The organism is Collinsella aerofaciens (assembly GCF_040926265.1).
Lineage (GTDB): Bacteria > Actinomycetota > Coriobacteriia > Coriobacteriales > Coriobacteriaceae > Collinsella > Collinsella aerofaciens_BB.
Genome location: NZ_JBCOIL010000019.1, coordinates 1 through 15439, shown reverse-complemented (window position 1 = coordinate 15439; position 15439 = coordinate 1). Strand labels below are relative to the sequence as shown.

Annotated in this window: 13 protein-coding genes and 1 tRNA gene; 8 read left to right on the top strand and 6 right to left on the bottom strand. The window is 60.6% G+C overall.

The window, feature by feature from the left end; translation table 11 throughout:
- Positions 1-181: 181 nt before the first annotated feature.
- The 4 genes from AB5767_RS06715 to AB5767_RS06700 form a co-directional block, all read right to left on the bottom strand.
- A tRNA-Glu gene (locus tag AB5767_RS06715) sits at positions 182-258 on the bottom strand.
- A gap of 299 nt (positions 259-557) precedes the next feature.
- Positions 558-2735 carry a MurT ligase domain-containing protein gene (locus tag AB5767_RS06710; RefSeq protein WP_368131938.1) on the bottom strand — a complete coding sequence of 726 codons (2178 nt, stop codon included), beginning with the start codon at positions 2733-2735 and terminating at the stop codon, positions 558-560.
- Between the two features lie 45 nt (positions 2736-2780).
- Positions 2781-3824: a hypothetical protein gene (locus AB5767_RS06705; protein ID WP_368131939.1), complete on the bottom strand. Its 1044-nt coding sequence runs from the start codon at positions 3822-3824 to the stop codon at positions 2781-2783.
- Complete coding sequence (locus AB5767_RS06700) at positions 3824-4900, bottom strand: tetratricopeptide repeat protein (protein WP_368131940.1); 1077 nt, start codon at positions 4898-4900, stop codon at positions 3824-3826. Before AB5767_RS06700 ends, AB5767_RS06705 begins: the two co-directional genes overlap by 1 nt.
- A 500-nt stretch (positions 4901-5400) precedes the next feature.
- Between AB5767_RS06700 and AB5767_RS06695 the strand changes: the two genes are divergently transcribed.
- From AB5767_RS06695 to AB5767_RS06670, 6 genes are all read left to right on the top strand, one after another.
- Complete coding sequence (locus AB5767_RS06695; protein ID WP_368131941.1) at positions 5401-6624, top strand: iron-containing alcohol dehydrogenase; 1224 nt, start codon at positions 5401-5403, stop codon at positions 6622-6624.
- A gap of 83 nt (positions 6625-6707) precedes the next feature.
- The gene (locus tag AB5767_RS06690; protein ID WP_227789919.1) at positions 6708-7808 is read left to right on the top strand and encodes a glycerol dehydrogenase; all 1101 of its coding nucleotides are present in this window, start codon (positions 6708-6710) and stop codon (positions 7806-7808) included.
- Between the two features lie 113 nt (positions 7809-7921).
- The gene (locus AB5767_RS06685; RefSeq protein WP_368131942.1) at positions 7922-8428 is read left to right on the top strand and encodes an iron-containing alcohol dehydrogenase; all 507 of its coding nucleotides are present in this window, start codon (positions 7922-7924) and stop codon (positions 8426-8428) included.
- A 151-nt stretch (positions 8429-8579) separates the two neighbouring features.
- Positions 8580-9833, top strand: coding sequence for a 4Fe-4S binding protein (locus AB5767_RS06680; protein ID WP_368132909.1), 1254 nt, complete (start codon positions 8580-8582; stop codon positions 9831-9833).
- 113 nt (positions 9834-9946) lie between these two features.
- Complete coding sequence (gene ychF / locus AB5767_RS06675; RefSeq protein ID WP_368131944.1) at positions 9947-11023, top strand: redox-regulated ATPase YchF; 1077 nt, start codon at positions 9947-9949, stop codon at positions 11021-11023.
- An 11-nt stretch (positions 11024-11034) separates the two neighbouring features.
- Positions 11035-11418 (top strand): DUF1648 domain-containing protein, encoded by a 384-nt coding sequence (locus tag AB5767_RS06670; RefSeq protein ID WP_117716790.1) that lies wholly within the window; start codon positions 11035-11037, stop codon positions 11416-11418.
- Between the two features lie 9 nt (positions 11419-11427).
- Here the strand turns inward: AB5767_RS06670 and AB5767_RS06665 are convergent, their stop codons facing one another.
- Positions 11428-11817 carry a hypothetical protein gene (locus tag AB5767_RS06665; RefSeq protein WP_195363417.1) on the bottom strand — a complete coding sequence of 130 codons (390 nt, stop codon included), beginning with the start codon at positions 11815-11817 and terminating at the stop codon, positions 11428-11430.
- Positions 11818-11893: 76 nt separating this feature from the next.
- Between AB5767_RS06665 and AB5767_RS06660 the strand changes: the two genes are divergently transcribed.
- Positions 11894-12112 carry a helix-turn-helix domain-containing protein gene (locus AB5767_RS06660; protein ID WP_035136926.1) on the top strand — a complete coding sequence of 73 codons (219 nt, stop codon included), beginning with the start codon at positions 11894-11896 and terminating at the stop codon, positions 12110-12112.
- A gap of 321 nt (positions 12113-12433) precedes the next feature.
- Here AB5767_RS06660 and AB5767_RS06655 read toward each other — a convergent pair whose 3' ends face one another.
- Positions 12434-13447 (bottom strand): asparaginase, encoded by a 1014-nt coding sequence (locus AB5767_RS06655; RefSeq protein ID WP_368131945.1) that lies wholly within the window; start codon positions 13445-13447, stop codon positions 12434-12436.
- Positions 13448-13714: 267 nt separating this feature from the next.
- Here AB5767_RS06655 and guaA point away from each other — a divergent pair, with 267 nt between their 5' ends.
- Positions 13715-15313 carry a glutamine-hydrolyzing GMP synthase gene (gene guaA, locus AB5767_RS06650; RefSeq protein ID WP_035136929.1) on the top strand — a complete coding sequence of 533 codons (1599 nt, stop codon included), beginning with the start codon at positions 13715-13717 and terminating at the stop codon, positions 15311-15313.
- The last annotated feature ends 126 nt before the right edge of the window (positions 15314-15439 follow it).

Genomic DNA, 15439 nt, shown 5'->3' with positions numbered 1-15439 from the left:
CCCAGCGGGATGTCCGCGTGCGGCTGACGCCGCCCGCATTCGCTGCGTCGCACCGCTCCTTGCGTGCTGCGCTGGAAAACGCTTCGCGTTTCCTCAGCTCCGCACCCTGTCGGGTTCGAATCCCGGCATAACGGTAGCAAAAAGCCCGTCACCGCGTGGGCAACGGGCTTCTCAGTTTAAATGGTGCCCCCAGCGGGATTCGAACCCGCGATATCCACCTTGAAAGGGTGGCGTCCTTGGCCGCTAGACGATGGGGACAGCGGGAAAGAGTATAGCAGACTTTTTTGCCGGCGCGTATATCGTTGGTAAACTGGAAAACCACCACACAGGAGCCGACTCTCTATCCCGATCTTCAAACATCTCAACCTGTAACATCTGGGCGGGCAAATCGGCTCTATCTGTTACAGATCGAGACAGACGGCGGGCGTCGGGACGAACATCTCAATCTGTAACAGTAAGACGACTTTTAACGGTCTAAATGTTACAGATTGAGACAAACTGCCGTGGCAGATCAAAACCGCCACAAAGGTGCCTGTCCCCTTTGTGACGGTGGGGCGTTAGGGAAGGAGCTTCATCGCGGCGTCGTGGGCGGCGTGCTCGTAGGTGTCGTCGAGGGGTTTGAGCGGCAGCAGGGCGGCGGCCTGTGCGTCGCCACGGCGCTCGAGGGCGTGGGCGATGAGCCAGTCGGCGAACTCGGGGTTCTTGGGCAGTGCCGGTCCGTGTAGGTACGTGCCGATGACGCCCTTGTAGATGAGGCCCTCAAAGCCATCGTCGCCGTTGTTGCCGGTGCCCGTGACAACGGACGTTCCGAGCGGCGTGGCCTCTGCATCGAGCAGGGTGCGGCCGCCGTGGTTCTCAAATCCCACAAAGGGCTCGGGTGCCAGGTCGGTCTTGACGGCGACGTTGCCGATCAGGCGGTCGGAGCCGCGCACAGTCTCGGCGGCAATGACGCCCAGGCCCTCGATGCGATTCTCGCCCATATAGTACGAACGGCCGAGCAGCTGATAGCTGCCGCAGATAGCAAGCAGCGATCCGCCATCCTCAACATAGGCCGCGACCTTGTCTTTTTGAGCGAACAGCTCGTGTGCCACGGCCAGCTGGTCGCGGTCGGAGCCACCGCCCATCATGACGATGTCGGCGTCGGTGAGATCGAGCGTCTCGCCCATGCGGACCTCGTCCACGCGCGCGGGAATGCCGCGCCAGGCGCAGCGGCGCTCGAGGGCAATGACGTTGCCGCCGTCGCCATAGAGGTTGAGGGCATCGGGATACAGGTAGACGATGCGCAGCGGGCGCGAAAGCTCAACCGGCGCAATATCGGTGGGGACAGCGCTGCCATTGGCGCGTGTTACGGCGTGGGAGGTGACCGAGCTCGCATCGGCGCCCTTAAGCTCGTCGAGCTCCTTGACCAGTGGTGGGAAGGCCGTGTAGTTGGCGACGGCGTAGAAAGTATCGCCAGCCTCCTCGTCTGCCACGGCGCCGATCGCCTGCTCGATATTCGAGATGATGGCGGCGTCGATGCCGGCGTACTTCAGGCGTACCTGCATATCGTGCGCGCGCGTACCTCCGACAAAGGCGACAAGCCCTGGGGTATCGGCGATGCGCTCGAAGTCGACGTCGTAGATCCACGAGACATCGTGACCGTCGGCGTCGTTGTCGTTCAGGAAGAAGGCACAGAGCCTGCCGCCTGCCGTTTTAATGGACTGGATCTGGCGATCGAAGCCCACGGGATTTTTGGCCAGGTTTGCCTCGACGGTACGGCCGGCGATCTCCCAGCGGCCCATGCGTCCGCCGGCGGGGACATAGGCATCGAGCGTGGGCTGCAGATGCGCCGCGTCTACGCCCAGCTCGCGCGCCGCAAAGAAGGCGGCGGCAACGTTGTAGACCATGTACAGGCCGTTGTAGCGCGTGGCGATGTGCGTTGTGGGTGCGTCGGTATCGGGTCCAAAGTTCAGGTCAAAGCCGTAGCCGTTGCAGGTGAGCTCAACGTCCGTCACGCGACGGACAAGCGCAGGGCGGGCCCAGCCGCACGAGGGGCAATGGTAGGCACCGAGCTGGCCGTATTGCACGTAGTCATACTCCAGCGGCGCGTTGCACTTTGAGCAAAAACGTGAGTCGCTAATACGGTCGGACTCGGTGTTGGTGGCGCCGTCGATGCCAAAGGCGATGCTTGCATTGGGAACGCGTGCGGCGATCGCGGCACACAGCGGGTCGTCTGCGTTGTAGATGAGCGTCGTTGCCGGCGAAAGTTCCAACGCGTGGGCGATGACCTCTTGGGTGTGATCGATCTCGCCATAGCGATCCAGCTGGTCGCGGAACAGGTTGAGCAGCACGAAGTACGTCGGCTTGAGCTTGGGCAGGACGCGCACGGTGTAGAGCTCATCGCATTCAAAAACGCCCACGCGCTTGCCGCCGCCGGCTCGCTTGAGGCCGCTGCGCGCCTCGAGCAGTGCACCCACCACGCCCGGCTCCATGTTGTTGCCGGCGCGGTTGCATACCACGGTGGCGCTGCTGGCGGCAACGGCGTCGGCGATGAGGTTGGAGGTGGTGGTCTTACCGTTGGTGCCGGTGATCACCACGCTGCGGTCGACAAGGCCGGCGAGGTCGCTTAGCAGCTCGGGGTCGATCTTCATGGCGATGCGGCCGGGGAGTACGCCGCCCTGGCGTTTGAGGACAGAGCGCAGTCCCCAGCGAGCGATATCACTCGAGGTACAGGCGAGAGATGAGCGGAGGTTCATGAAACCGTTCCTAACGTAAACGACATGGTCGGGTCGAGTGCGTCACTAAAAACCGTAGCGGCGCGCAAATTCCTGGGCAAGCTGTGACACGTCTTCACAGGCATTGGCCCAGGGGGCAAAGTCGGGAGTGTCCGAGATAATACCGTCCGCTTCCCAAACGGCCTGGTGCGAAAGATCCCAGGGATCGCGCGGCTCGGGCCGGCAGGGAAGGTACGGCGTCTGGTACATGGGGTTCAGCAAGAAGAACGCGCCGCCCTCGCAACGGTTGGCAAACTCACGCAGCGCGCGTGTCGCCGGGCGCATCTTGTTTGTTTTGAACAAGAGGATGGTGCGGGCGAGCAGGTACCAGGGGGAGTTCTCGAGTGCATCAGCCCCGATCTCTTCCTCGAGCTGGTGGGCCAGGGCAAAAAAGCCGTCCTGGTCTTCCAGGCGAGCGAGGGCGAGCAACACGGTGCCTGCGGCTCGGGTGGGGTAGCCTTCCGCCTTAAGGACGCGGCGGGCGTAGTTGGCAGCAGCGCGGTAGCGGGCGCTCGCCATGCACAGCTGCGAGATGGCCTCGAGCGTGTGGAGCCACCCGATAAGAGCCGGCTCGCTCACGGTAAGGTCTGCTGCGGTGACACCGTCGGTCAAAACATTATTGGCCCAGTAGTGCGGGGCTTCCATGTCGAACCCGGGCACGCTTTGCTGCAGGTAATCGGCCGTGGTCGCTTCGAGCTTCATCAGGTCGCCCAGGCAGGCGTCAACGGGCGTGTCCGCCAAAATGATGGCGAGCAACTGGGCGTCGAGGACATGCGCATCGACGCGGACGATCTTGAGCAGCTCATCGCGCATATCGTCGAACAGACGATTGCGCGTCTGCTCAAACTCCTCGTCGCTGCCCATGTCTTCGATGCGACGAAGCTCGTCAAGCAAGTGACGATGAACGCCGGCATAGGACAGCAGCGCTTGGGCATGCTCGGTCTGCGCATACTTGTGAGGGTTTGCGCTGATGTCGTTATGGACAAGCTCGCGTGCTGCATCGGTGAGTTCGGGGTGCGACGCCAGATAGGTGCGTTCCAGATAGGCGGGGATGTAGACGCTCGGATCCATTAGAGGTCTCCTCCCTTAAACGGCAATCCCTGTTCGGCCGCGCGCAGGATTCGTTCGTCGATCTGGGAGCGCACGATGTCGTTGGTGGCGACCCAGGCGGCAAAGCTGGCGTTGTCGGGCGCGCCTAGGCCCTCCTGCAGCACCGGCGTCGCCTCGGACAGGGCAAGGACAAGCTCATCGGTGGAGCCCGGACCTACGTTGACGCGAGCATAGACGCCATCGGGAAACTCGGTTTGGAAGTAGAGTGCTTCGGCCGCGTGCGGGCATGAGCGCACCAGGATGCGCAGGTAGTGTTCGGCGCCCTCGTAATCCAGCTCGCGCCAGGCTGCGCTCATCAGCGCGATGAGCGTCCACGGGTCCAGGTCGCGCTCCGCGTCCTTGGGACGGCGGCGCAGCGGCGTGTTTGCAAGATAGGGCACGGAGTGGGCGGAGCGAAAACGCTTGAGCTCCTCGGCAGGGTATTCGAGCTTTGCCATGGCAAGCATCGCGGTATGGCGGACACCGGCGGGGTCGTTGGGCGCAAAGTCCAGGCTGCGATTCGCGGCATCCAGCGACATGCGGTAGCGGCCGCTAATGAGCGCGCGCGATGCCAAGGCGGCAAGCCAGCGCAGGTAGGGACGGCGGGTCAGGTCGCCTGCGGCCTCACGCTCGTAGGGGTCCTGCGCCGAGGCGATCTTGAGCGCCAGATCGTGCTCCACCTCGTCGCACTTGGACACCAGATACTGTACGTATTCCTCGTTGGATTCGGCGGTGAGCGCCGTCAGCATGCGCTGGGCATCCCAGTTGGCCGGATCGAGCGCGGCTGCCTCGCGGAGCATGTTCTCGGCAGCGGCCTCTTCTTGCTCTGCCTGGGCGTCGTCGGGGATAAAGGGGATGCGGTAGTCGACAGCCTCGACCACCTTGGCAATGAGATGCCCGGCGCGGTCGCGGTCGTGCACGATGAGCGGCGCGGGGTTACGGGTGAATTGTTCCATCAGACGCTCTACGGCGGCACCGTCGGTGAGCGGGATATTGTCGCGGCGCAAGGCCTCAAGAACGAGGCGATGGCAATCCTCTTGAATGGGATCGAATGCCATGGAGCCTCCTTTGCTGCGGTTAGGGTTCAAATGTTTCTATATAAGGTTCTAGTTTACCCGCATGTGGCACACCGGGGGTGCCGCACTTGGACATGCACCTTTGCACCACGAAGACGGATGTCGCACAAATGTCGGCACCTTGGACGACTGAGTGGTATCACGGTGCCGCAAACGGTCGATTTTTGGCGGCGAACGGGGCGCATTTGGGAGTGGCACCGTCCTGCCCGGGATATGTGGTCAACCTTGATAAAACGTTTGCCCAGCTTGGGAGTATGAATGCCCCACAAGGGTCTTCAGGGATAGAAAAAACGTTTCATCATTGTCGGCTTTAGGTGAATAACTGACCAACCAGAACGGTAGAATAGTGTTTGTCTGAGCGTTGAGACGTTTAGACATCGCGCATTGTCATCGCCGGCAACGCGCAAAACGGTCCTAACGGAGCCAATCGGGTGCTCCGTTATATACGCAAGTCTAAGAGGGGCTTGTTTAGGAGGCACAGTATGGGACGTTTTACCAATCCTCGCGATCTGTACTTTGGTGAGGGCGCTCGCCACGAGGTGAAGAACCTCAAGGGCAAGAAGGCCATCATCGTTTCTGGCGGCAGCTCTATGCGCCGCGGCGGGTTCCTGCAGGACGTTGAGGCCGACCTCAAAGAGGGCGGCTTCGAGGTCAAGCTGTTCGAGGGCGTCGAGTCCGATCCCTCCATCGAGACCGTCATGAAGGGCGCAGCCGCTATGCGCGACTTCGAGCCCGACTGGATCGTTGCTATCGGCGGCGGTTCGCCCATCGATGCTGCTAAGGCCATGTGGGTCTTCTACGAGTATCCCGAGGAGTCCTTCGACAACATTATCCAGCCGTTCAGCTTCCCCGAGCTGCGTCAGAAGGCTCACTTCTGCGCCATTTCCTCTACCTCCGGCACTGCTACCGAGGTCACCGCATTCTCCGTCATCACGGATTACGAAAAGGGCATCAAGTACCCGCTGGCCGACTTCAACATCACCCCTGATGTTGCCATCGTCGACCCCGAGCTCACCTACACCATGCCCGCCAAGCTGTGCGCTCACACCGGCATGGATGCTCTGACCCACTGCATGGAGGCCTACGTTTCCACCTGCGCCTCTATGTTCACCGACGCCAACGCTCTGCACGGCATCCGCGAGATCGTCGAGTGGCTGCCCAAGTCCTATGCTGGCGACCATGAGGCCCGTCAGCACATGCACGAGGCTCAGTGCATCGCCGGTATCGCCTTCTCCTCGGGCCTGCTCGGCATCGTTCACTCCATGGCTCACAAGACCGGTGCTGCCTTTGAGAACGGCCACATCATCCATGGTGCCGCTAACGCCATGTACCTGGGCAAGGTCATCCAGTGGAACTCCAAGGACCCGCGTGCTGCCGAGCGTTACGCTTACGTGGCCAAGGAGATCCTGCACCTTCCCGGCAAGACCAACGAGGAGCTCATCGCTGCGCTCGTCCAGAAGATCCGCGACCTCAACGACCAGCTCAACATTCCGCAGTCCATCAAGGATTACGCGAATGGTGGCGTGAAGGTCGACGCCGAGAACCCGCAGATGGTTTCCGAGGAGGAGTTCCTCGCCAAGCTGCCCGAGATCGCCGCGAACGCCGAGACCGACGCCTGCACGCCGGAGAACCCGCGTGAGACCAAGGCTGCCGACTTCGAGAAGATCCTCAAGGCCTGCTACTACGACACCGACATCGATTTCTAATCGACTCTTGTTATCGTAACGAGGGGCTCCGCACGTATCTGTACGGAGCCCCTTTCTTTTTTCTTTTAGAGAATGGGATAGTTATGGCTGCAATTTTCAATAGCCCCAGCAAGTACATCCAGGGTCCGGACGAGCTCGCCAAGCTCGGCTCCTATGTCGAGCCGCTCGGCGCTAAGGCCCTCGTCATCGTGACGCCTTCGGGCAAGAAGCGCGTCGGTGCCAAGATCGAGGGCGGCTTTGTCGAGGCTAAGGCCGAGCTGCTGTTTGAGGACTTTAACGGCGAGTGCTCCAAGGGCGAGGTCGATCGCCTGGTTGCGCTCGCCCGAGACAACGGTTGCGACATCATCGTCGGCGTCGGTGGCGGCAAGATCCTCGACACCGCGAAGGCTGTTGCCTATTACCTGGAGTCCCCGGTTATCATTTGCCCCACCATCGCTTCGACCGATGCACCGTGCTCGGCACTTTCGGTGCTCTACACCGATGACGGCCAGTTCGATAAATATCTCTTCCTTAAGGCAAACCCCAACATTGTCCTGATGGATACGATGGTTATCGCGGCGAGCCCGGTGCGCCTGACGGTTTCCGGTATGGGCGATGCGCTCGCAACCTATTTCGAGGCCCAGGCGACGCACGATGCCGACGGCGGCACCTGCGCTGGCGGCAAGGGCGGCATGGCCGGCCTGGCGCTCGCCAAGCTCTGCTACGAGACGCTTATGGCCGATGGCGTCAAGGCCAAGGTCGCGCTGGAGAAGGGCGCGCTCACGCCTGCCGTCGAGCATATCATCGAGGCCAATACGCTGCTTTCGGGTATTGGCTTTGAGAGCTCGGGCCTTGCTGCTGCTCATGCCATCCACAATGGCCTGACGATGCTGCCCGAGTGCCACGGCATGTATCACGGCGAGAAGGTCGCCTTCGGCACCATCGTCCAGCTGGTACTCGAGGATGCTCCGACCGAGAAGCTCGAGGAAGTCTTGGGCTTCTGCATTGAGCTGGGTCTGCCGGTCACGATGAAGGAACTTGGCGTTGCCGAGCTTACGCGCGAGCAGGCCATGATTGTTGCCGAGGCCGCCTGCGCGCCCGATGACACCATGTGCAACATGCCGTTTGAGGTGACGCCCGAGATGGTCGCAAACGCCATCCTGGGTGCCGACGCACTGGGCCACTACTATCTCATGGATGAGTAAATCAAGCTAAGGAAGGGGCAAAGCCAACAGATGGCTTTGCCCCTTTTTGCTATGGTGCAAAGGGGTCAGGGTACTTTGCACCCATCGTTGTTTGATGAAGGGTGGATTCTCGTATGGCGCTTCCTATGGTTTATGGCGGCCCCGGTCGGTATGTTCAGGGACCGGGGGAGCTTTCGCGCCAGGGCAGGTATTTGTCATGGTTGGGCTGCGCTGCCTATGTCTTGTTTGACCAGGGCACCGAGGATCGGCTGTGCAGGCAGATCGTCGATGGATTTCTGGATGAAGATCTAAGCGAGCCGTTCTTTAAGATTTACAACGGTCCGTGTACGGAAGATGCCGTTGTCGAAATGGCCAAGGAAGCCCGGGCCGAGTATTGCGACATGGTGGTGGGCATTGGCGGCGGCAAGATGCTCGATATCGCCAAGGCCGTTGCGTTTTATGCTGAGCTGCCGTTGTGCGTATGCCCCACGGCGGCCTCAATGGATGGTCCGTGCAGTGCGATTTCCGATGCCGATCTGCAGAGTGTTGCAGATGCGGTCTTTAGAAACGAGCGTAACATAGCCAACGAGCAGGCCAAGGTGACCAAACAAAAGCTCGTGCAGCTCATGTGCGAGGCATAGTTTGGCGCTTGATTGACCTTGTGCAATCGAGGCGGCGATAGGCCATAGGCTATTTGTCCCAAAGGTGCTCCGCGTGTAATTTGCTCGAGGCACGGGCCGATGGCGTATCATTATTTCTTGCTTGTTTGCACTGCTCAGGGAGGGGCCGCGCATGGCGCAGGAACACGATCTGTTTGATGACATTATCGAGATCAGCAAGGGTTTCGACTTTCTTAAAAACCCGCTTGGCGGCGTGACCGATGCACTCGATCCGTCGGCGCCTCAGTGGAATCCTGCCGACTACAAGGAGCGTCCGCGCGGCAACACGATTCCGTGCCTGACCTGCAAAAACGAAAAGAGCGGCTGCACCGCGTGCATGGACGTGTGCCCGGTCAACGCTATCGAGGTCGAGGAAGACGCCATCGAGATCCTCGACTCCTGTCGCAAGTGCGGCCTGTGCGCCGCTGCCTGTCCGACCGAGGCGATCATCTCGCCGCGCCTGGCGCCCAAAAACCTGTATGACGATATCGTCTCTGCTGCTACGAGCCACGAGACCGCCTACGTCACCTGCACACGCGCCCTCAAGCGCATGCCACGCGAAAACGAGGTCGTCGTCGCCTGCGTGGGCGATATTACGGCCGAGACCTGGTTCTCGGTACTGGCGGACTATCCCAACGTGAGTGTGTACCTGCCGTTGGGCGTGTGCGATAAATGCCGCAACACCGGCGGTGAGGACATTCTGGGCGAGGCCATCGCCACTGCCGAGGAGTGGGCCGGTACGGGCATGGGCCTGGAGGTCGACCCCAAGAGCCTCAAGTGCCATAAGCTTCGCGAGTACGAGCGCAAGGAGTACATGGAAAAAATCGCCCGCACCACGGGCCTAACCGTGACTAAGCTCAACCCGGCGACTGCGGCGTTGGCCTCGGTGACGCAGAAGTTGAAGGCCCACCGTCACCAGATCACGCAGCTCGAGCGCACACTCAACACCATGTGCGGCACCACGACGACTAAGCGTCGCCGTTCGCTCACCCATGGGCGGCAGCTGGTGCTCTCGACACTGCAGAACCATCCCGAGCTTGCCCAGAACATGCAGGTGAGCACGCCGGAGTGCGATTTTGACAAGTGTACGTCGTGCGGCGAGTGCGTCAATGTATGCCCCACGTTCGCCTGCGATTTGGTGGGAAGCGGTCGCTTTGCACTGGAGTCCACGTATTGCCTAGGTTGCGGAGCCTGCGTCAAGGTGTGCCCCGAGCATGCGCTCAAGCTGGTTGAACATGATGCATCCAACCTAGTCGTCGTCGATCCCGAGGCCGAGGAAAAGGCCGCCCAGAAGGCTAAGGCCCACGAAGAGGCCCAGAAGGCCAAGGCCGAGGCAAAGGCTAAGCTCGACAAGATGCTCGACCAAGTGGAGAAGCTCGCGGACTAGCTAGCGACCCAATCTCTGCTTCATTTGCGCTGCCGCGGTGTCCGGATTCGCCCGGATGCTGCGGCGGCGCTATACTTATACGGTTTGAAGTACCTGTACCAAAAGGAGCTGTCGTGTCCCTTTCCATCGGTATCGTGGGCCTGCCCAACGTGGGCAAGTCGACGCTGTTCACCGCGCTTACCAAAAAGACCGGCCTTGCCGCCAACTACCCGTTTGCCACGATCGACCCCAACGTGGGTATCGTCGACGTGCCCGATAGCCGCTTGCAAAAGCTCGCCGACATCGTCAACCCGGGTCGCATTGTGCCGGCTACGGTCGAGTTCGTCGACATCGCAGGTCTGGTGAAGGGCGCTAACGAGGGCGAGGGTCTGGGCAACCAGTTCCTGGCAAACATCCGCGAGACCGATGCCATCTGCGAGGTCGTGCGCTACTTTAAGGACCCCAACGTCATGCGTGAGGTGGGCCGCACGGGCGAGTTCGTCGATCCCGCCGGCGATGCCGACACCATCATGACCGAGCTCATCCTGGCCGACATGGGCACGCTCGAGAAGCAGCTGCCCAAGCTCGAGAAGGAGGCCAAGCGCGACAAGGAGCTCATGCCCAAGTTTGAGGTCGCCAAGCGCCTGCTTGCCTGGCTCAACGAGGGCAAGCGCGCCGCATCCATGGAGATGACCGACGAGGAGCGTGCCGCTGCCAAGGGCCTGTTCCTGCTCACCATGAAGCCCATCCTGTATGTGGCCAACGTGGACGAGGATATGCTCAACGAGGACCTGGCGCCCATCGATGGCGTCAAGCCGTTGCCCATCTGCGCCAAGATTGAGGCCGAGCTTTCTGAGCTCGATCCCGAGGACGCCGCCGACTACCTGGAGAGCTTGGGCCTGGAGCAGCCCGGTCTGGACGTGCTCGCGCAGGCGGCCTATAAGCTGCTCGGTCTGCAGTCGTTCTTTACGGCCGGCGAGATGGAGGTCAAGGCCTGGACGGTTCGTCAGGGCGCGACCGCCCCGCAGGCCGCCGGTGTCATCCACACCGACTTTGAGCGCGGCTTTATTAAGGCCGAGGTCATTGGCTATGACGACTACGTCGAGCTCGGCGGTGAGCAGGGCGCCAAGGCCGCCGGCAAACTGCGTATTGAGGGCAAGGACTATGTTATGGCCGATGGCGACGTCGTGCACTTCCGCTTTAACGTGTAAGGACGACGCGCATGTTTAAATATGGCAAAAAAGCTGGCTACATGGGTATTGCGCTGCTCGTACTTGCGGTGATTCCGCTGGTGGTCGCAGCGTGCGTTATCCCCAACATTGGTCCCGAGGTGGCAACGAAGTTTAATGCCGCCGGCGAGGCGACGCGCTGGGGTAAGAGCTACGAGCTGTTGGCGCTGCCGGTACTCAATCTGCTGCTGAGCGTGGCGACGTACTTTACGGCGGGACGCCAGGCAAAAAATAATGATGACTCCGCCGCCATGGCGCGCATCGTGTGCGAACGCTACCTGCGCAACGGTTGCATCACGGGTGTGTTCCTCAACGTGATCAACGTTTACTTTATGTACTCGGCGATTACCGGAACGGGCTTTGGCTTTGGTTTCTAGCTTGTCCTTTTAGGCAACGAGCCTGCACGCATATTCAATGGCTGATGCGAGGCCGCCGCTCGATCGTGGTTGAAAGACTACATCGGCGGCGGCCTCGTTTTCGTATCCGGCGCCGCGAAGGGCGAGTGCTATGCCGGCTTCTAAAAGGAGCGGCAGGCCGCGTTGGCTGGTTGCGATTACGGCAGCCTGATTGAGCGAGCAGCCGTGCGTTTGGCATTGGATGGCAAGTTCACCTTTCGCCGGGCAAGGGACCAGAACGGCGACGACGCGACTTGATAGCAATGCAAATGCTGTGCGCTCATCGGGCGAAAGGCATGCAGCTTCAACGACGACGAGCTTGGGCGGCGCGCTGTTTGTGCGAAGCGTGGCTCGGTACATGCGGACCGAAGAACCCGACATAGAAAACTCCTGTGTATTCGGCAAAACGTAAACTATAGTTTACGTTTATGTTCGACTCCATTTCAAACTCGGCTGCATGGACGAACGTGCGAAACAGATTCTTGGCAGGCGGGTCGAAGAGACACGCAGGGACCTTGGTATCTCCAAGGTTGATTTTTGTGTGGCGACAGGAATCAGCCGACCCTACCTCGACCGAATCGAAGATGGGACGGCAAATTTCACGCTCAAGGTTCTATTTAAGATCGCGCCCGCACTCGGCATGACGGTGTCAGAGCTTCTCGAGGGTATCGAATAGGGCGTTCCCCCGCTGTATTTGACGCTCTTTGGGCGGGTCCCCCTGGTTGCGATGTGCAAAATCGCGAGTATTCAGCACCAGTTCGGCCGTAGATGGTAGCTCGAGCGGCTGGCTTTGCCTTTTTGACAGTAGATAATCCACACGCTAAATAAAAATGAGGAATAAATATTTACTAGACGGACCCTTCGTCCTAAAAGTTCGTCTAATAATCGGCCGATTCTATGTCTCCGGAGGAGAAATTGCAGAATACTCCGATTTTTGCACGGCCCGAGGGGGACCACCTGTCGTTTAAGGCTGCGATAATCGGAACTGCCTTAGGGATTAAGCCATCGGGATGCGGTCGTGGTTGACTTGGCTGTAGAACAGGCGCTGAATCTCTGCCGCATCGCGTGACTGGCTGAGTGCCCACATGGTCTTGGCCACGAGCGTCTCGGTGGTCATGTCATCGCCGCGCAGAATGCCCGGATGATCGGCGTAAGCGCGGCCGACCTCATAAACGCCCAGATCGAGACCCTCTTCGGGGACCTGCGTGGTCATAACGACGGTGCGGCCCGAATCGACCCAGCGGAAAATCGCCTCCTGGAATGACTCGCCGGACTCGCCAAACTCGGGAATACCGCCAATGCCAAAGGTCTCAAGAATTACAGCATCGTAGCTATCGGCTAGGGCGTCCAGGATACCCGGGTTCAAGCCGGGCGTAAGCTTGAGTACAAACACGCGCGGGTCGATGCTGTCGTAGAAACGCACCGGGTTTTCGCCCTGATGAGTGCCGTGGAGCCCGTTGCGCACGATGCGGTCGTTGCGGATGTAGGCAATGGGCGGATAGTTGACGCTAATGAACGCGTTAAAGCTCATGGTGCGCTGCTTGCGGGCGCGCGTGCCGGCAATGGCGACGCCACCAAACACAATCGACACATCGTGCGAGTGCTCGTCGAGCGCATAGAGCAGGCTCTGGTACAGATTGAGCTTGGCATCGGTAAAGGGATTGCCCATGGGCTTTTGCGAGCCGGTGAGTACGATGGGCTTGGGGCTGTCCTGAATCAGGTAGGAAAGCGCTGCCGCGGTGTAGCTCATGGTGTCGGTGCCATGCAGAATCACGAAACCGTCGTGGTCGGCATAACCCTCGACGATGACGTCGCGGATACGCATCCAGTCGCTCGGGCGCATATTGGTGCTGTCGATGTTCATGGGCTGCACGACGTCGAGCTCGCAGAGGCCCGAGATCTCGGGGACGCTCTGGGCGAGTTCCTCACCGGTCAGGGCGGGGGAGAGGCCGTTGCCGTCCTCGGTCGATGCGATGGTGCCACCCGTGGCGATGAGAAGGATGCGCTTCATGCTGGTATTCCTATCGTGTTTGCCGCCCCAGAGGCGGAGTCGTTCGGCAGTATTGTGGCACAGGGCGTCCAATGTTCAAACGTATTACATCATCTGTAACGTTTGGTAACACTTCAATTGCCGTCAAATAGGGGCCCAGGTCGTGCGTTTGCCGTGCGCTGATGGCTGCGAGGGACGAGAAACCCCATATAACGTGTACACTATGGAGGTTATTTTCGTTCATTCACGCGGGTGGGCACCGGCTCCCCGCCAACAAGAGGGGGAACCATGGATCAAAAGGCTTCCGCAAAGGTCCTCGTACTCGACTTTGGTGCGCAGTACGGTCAGCTCATTGCCCGTCGCGTCCGCGACCTCAACGTGTATTCCGAGATCGTCCCCTGCGACATCTCGGCCGATGAAATTCGCGAGATGAACGCCTCTGCGCTCATCCTTTCCGGCGGTCCGGCCTCCGTGTACGCCGAGGACGCTCCGTCCATCGATCCTGCCATCTTTGACCTGGGCCTTCCCGTCCTGGGCTTTTGCTACGGCCATCAGATCACGGCCGTGACGCTCGGCGGCAAGGTCGGCCACTCCGAGGTGGGCGAGTACGGCCGCGCCACTATCACGCGCACGGCCGGCGCCAAGCTCTTTAACTCCACGCCCATGGAGCAAACCGTGTGGATGAGCCACCGCGACGCCGTTTCCGAGGTGCCCGAGGGCTTTACCGTTACCGCCAGCACCGACGTGTGCCCGGTTGCCGCCATGGAGTGCGTCGAGCGCAAGATCTTCACCACGCAGTTCCACCCCGAGGTCAAGCACTCCGAGTATGGTCAGCAGCTGCTGAGCAACTTCCTGTTTGAGATCTGCGGTCTGGAGCCCAACTGGAGCATGGACAACCTGGTCGAGACCATGACGGCCGAGTTCCGCGAGAAGGTCGGTGACGACCGCGTGATTCTGGCCCTGTCCGGTGGCGTCGACTCCTCCGTCGTGGCCGCCCTGGGCGCCCGCGCCGTGGGCAAGCAGATGACCTGCGTGTTCATCAACCACGGCCTGCTGCGCAAGGGCGAGCCCGAGCAGGTGGAGGAGGTCTTCACCAAGCAGTTTGACGTCGACTTTATCCACGTTCACGCCGAGGACCGTTATGCCGAGCTTTTGGCCGGCGTGACCGAGCCCGAGGAGAAGCGCCGCATCATCGGCACGCAGTTCTGGAAAGAGTTCTTCGCGGTGGCGCAGCAGCTCGAGACCGATGGCAAGCCGGTCAAGTACCTGGCTCAGGGCACCATCTACCCCGACATCATCGAGTCCGGTGCTCGCAAGACGGGCGGCAAGACGGCCACCATCAAGAGCCATCACAACCTGATCCCGTTCCCCGAGGGCGTGCACTTCGACCTTATCGAGCCGCTCGATCACTTCTTTAAAGACGAGGTCCGCGCGCTTGGTCTGGCGCTCGGCCTGCCGGGTCACATTGTCTTCCGCCAGCCTTTCCCGGGCCCGGGTCTGGCTATCCGTATCATCGGCGCGGTCGACAAGGAGAAGCTCGAGATTCTCAAGAACGCCGATGCCATCGTGCGCGAGGAGCTCGACGCCTACAACCAGCGCCTGTTTGAGCAGACCGGCGAGCGCAACTCCGAGCACAGCTGCTGGCAGTATTTCGCGGTCCTGCCCGACATTAAGTCTGTCGGCGTTATGGGCGACGAGCGCACCTATCAGCGCCCGATCATCCTGCGTGCCGTCGAGTCCAGCGATGCTATGACCGCCGACTGGGCCAAGCTGCCCTACGACGTGCTGGCCCGCATTTCCGGCCGCATCGTGGCCGAGGTTCCCGGCGCCAACCGCGTGTGCTACGACATCACGTCCAAGCCGCCCGCGACCATCGAGTGGGAATAGTAAATAGCTCTTTGCGAGGGAGGTCGGATACGGCCTCCCTCGTTTTTTATTTAAGACTTTAGTCTGCTGGCCGCGCAGCGGCCAGCTTTAAACCACCCGCTACGCGGGTGGAGACAAACGGCTTTA

Bases quoted from the DNA above. Each gene is read 5' to 3' on its own strand.
- AB5767_RS06685 (WP_368131942.1), top strand. From the start codon at position 7,922: ATGGCGCTTCCTATGGTTTATGGCGGCCCCGGTCGGTATGTTCAGGGA.
- AB5767_RS06680 (WP_368132909.1), top strand. From the start codon at position 8,580: ATGGCGCAGGAACACGATCTGTTTGATGACATTATCGAGATCAGCAAG.
- AB5767_RS06710 (WP_368131938.1), bottom strand. From the start codon at position 2,735: ATGAACCTCCGCTCATCTCTCGCCTGTACCTCGAGTGATATCGCTCGC.
- AB5767_RS06690 (WP_227789919.1), top strand. From the start codon at position 6,708: ATGGCTGCAATTTTCAATAGCCCCAGCAAGTACATCCAGGGTCCGGAC.
- AB5767_RS06655 (WP_368131945.1), bottom strand. From the start codon at position 13,447: ATGAAGCGCATCCTTCTCATCGCCACGGGTGGCACCATCGCATCGACC.
- AB5767_RS06665 (WP_195363417.1), bottom strand. From the start codon at position 11,817: ATGTCGGGTTCTTCGGTCCGCATGTACCGAGCCACGCTTCGCACAAAC.
- AB5767_RS06670 (WP_117716790.1), top strand. From the start codon at position 11,035: ATGTTTAAATATGGCAAAAAAGCTGGCTACATGGGTATTGCGCTGCTC.
- guaA (WP_035136929.1), top strand. From the start codon at position 13,715: ATGGATCAAAAGGCTTCCGCAAAGGTCCTCGTACTCGACTTTGGTGCG.
- AB5767_RS06695 (WP_368131941.1), top strand. From the start codon at position 5,401: ATGGGACGTTTTACCAATCCTCGCGATCTGTACTTTGGTGAGGGCGCT.
- AB5767_RS06705 (WP_368131939.1), bottom strand. From the start codon at position 3,824: ATGGATCCGAGCGTCTACATCCCCGCCTATCTGGAACGCACCTATCTG.
- AB5767_RS06660 (WP_035136926.1), top strand. From the start codon at position 11,894: ATGGACGAACGTGCGAAACAGATTCTTGGCAGGCGGGTCGAAGAGACA.
- AB5767_RS06700 (WP_368131940.1), bottom strand. From the start codon at position 4,900: ATGGCATTCGATCCCATTCAAGAGGATTGCCATCGCCTCGTTCTTGAG.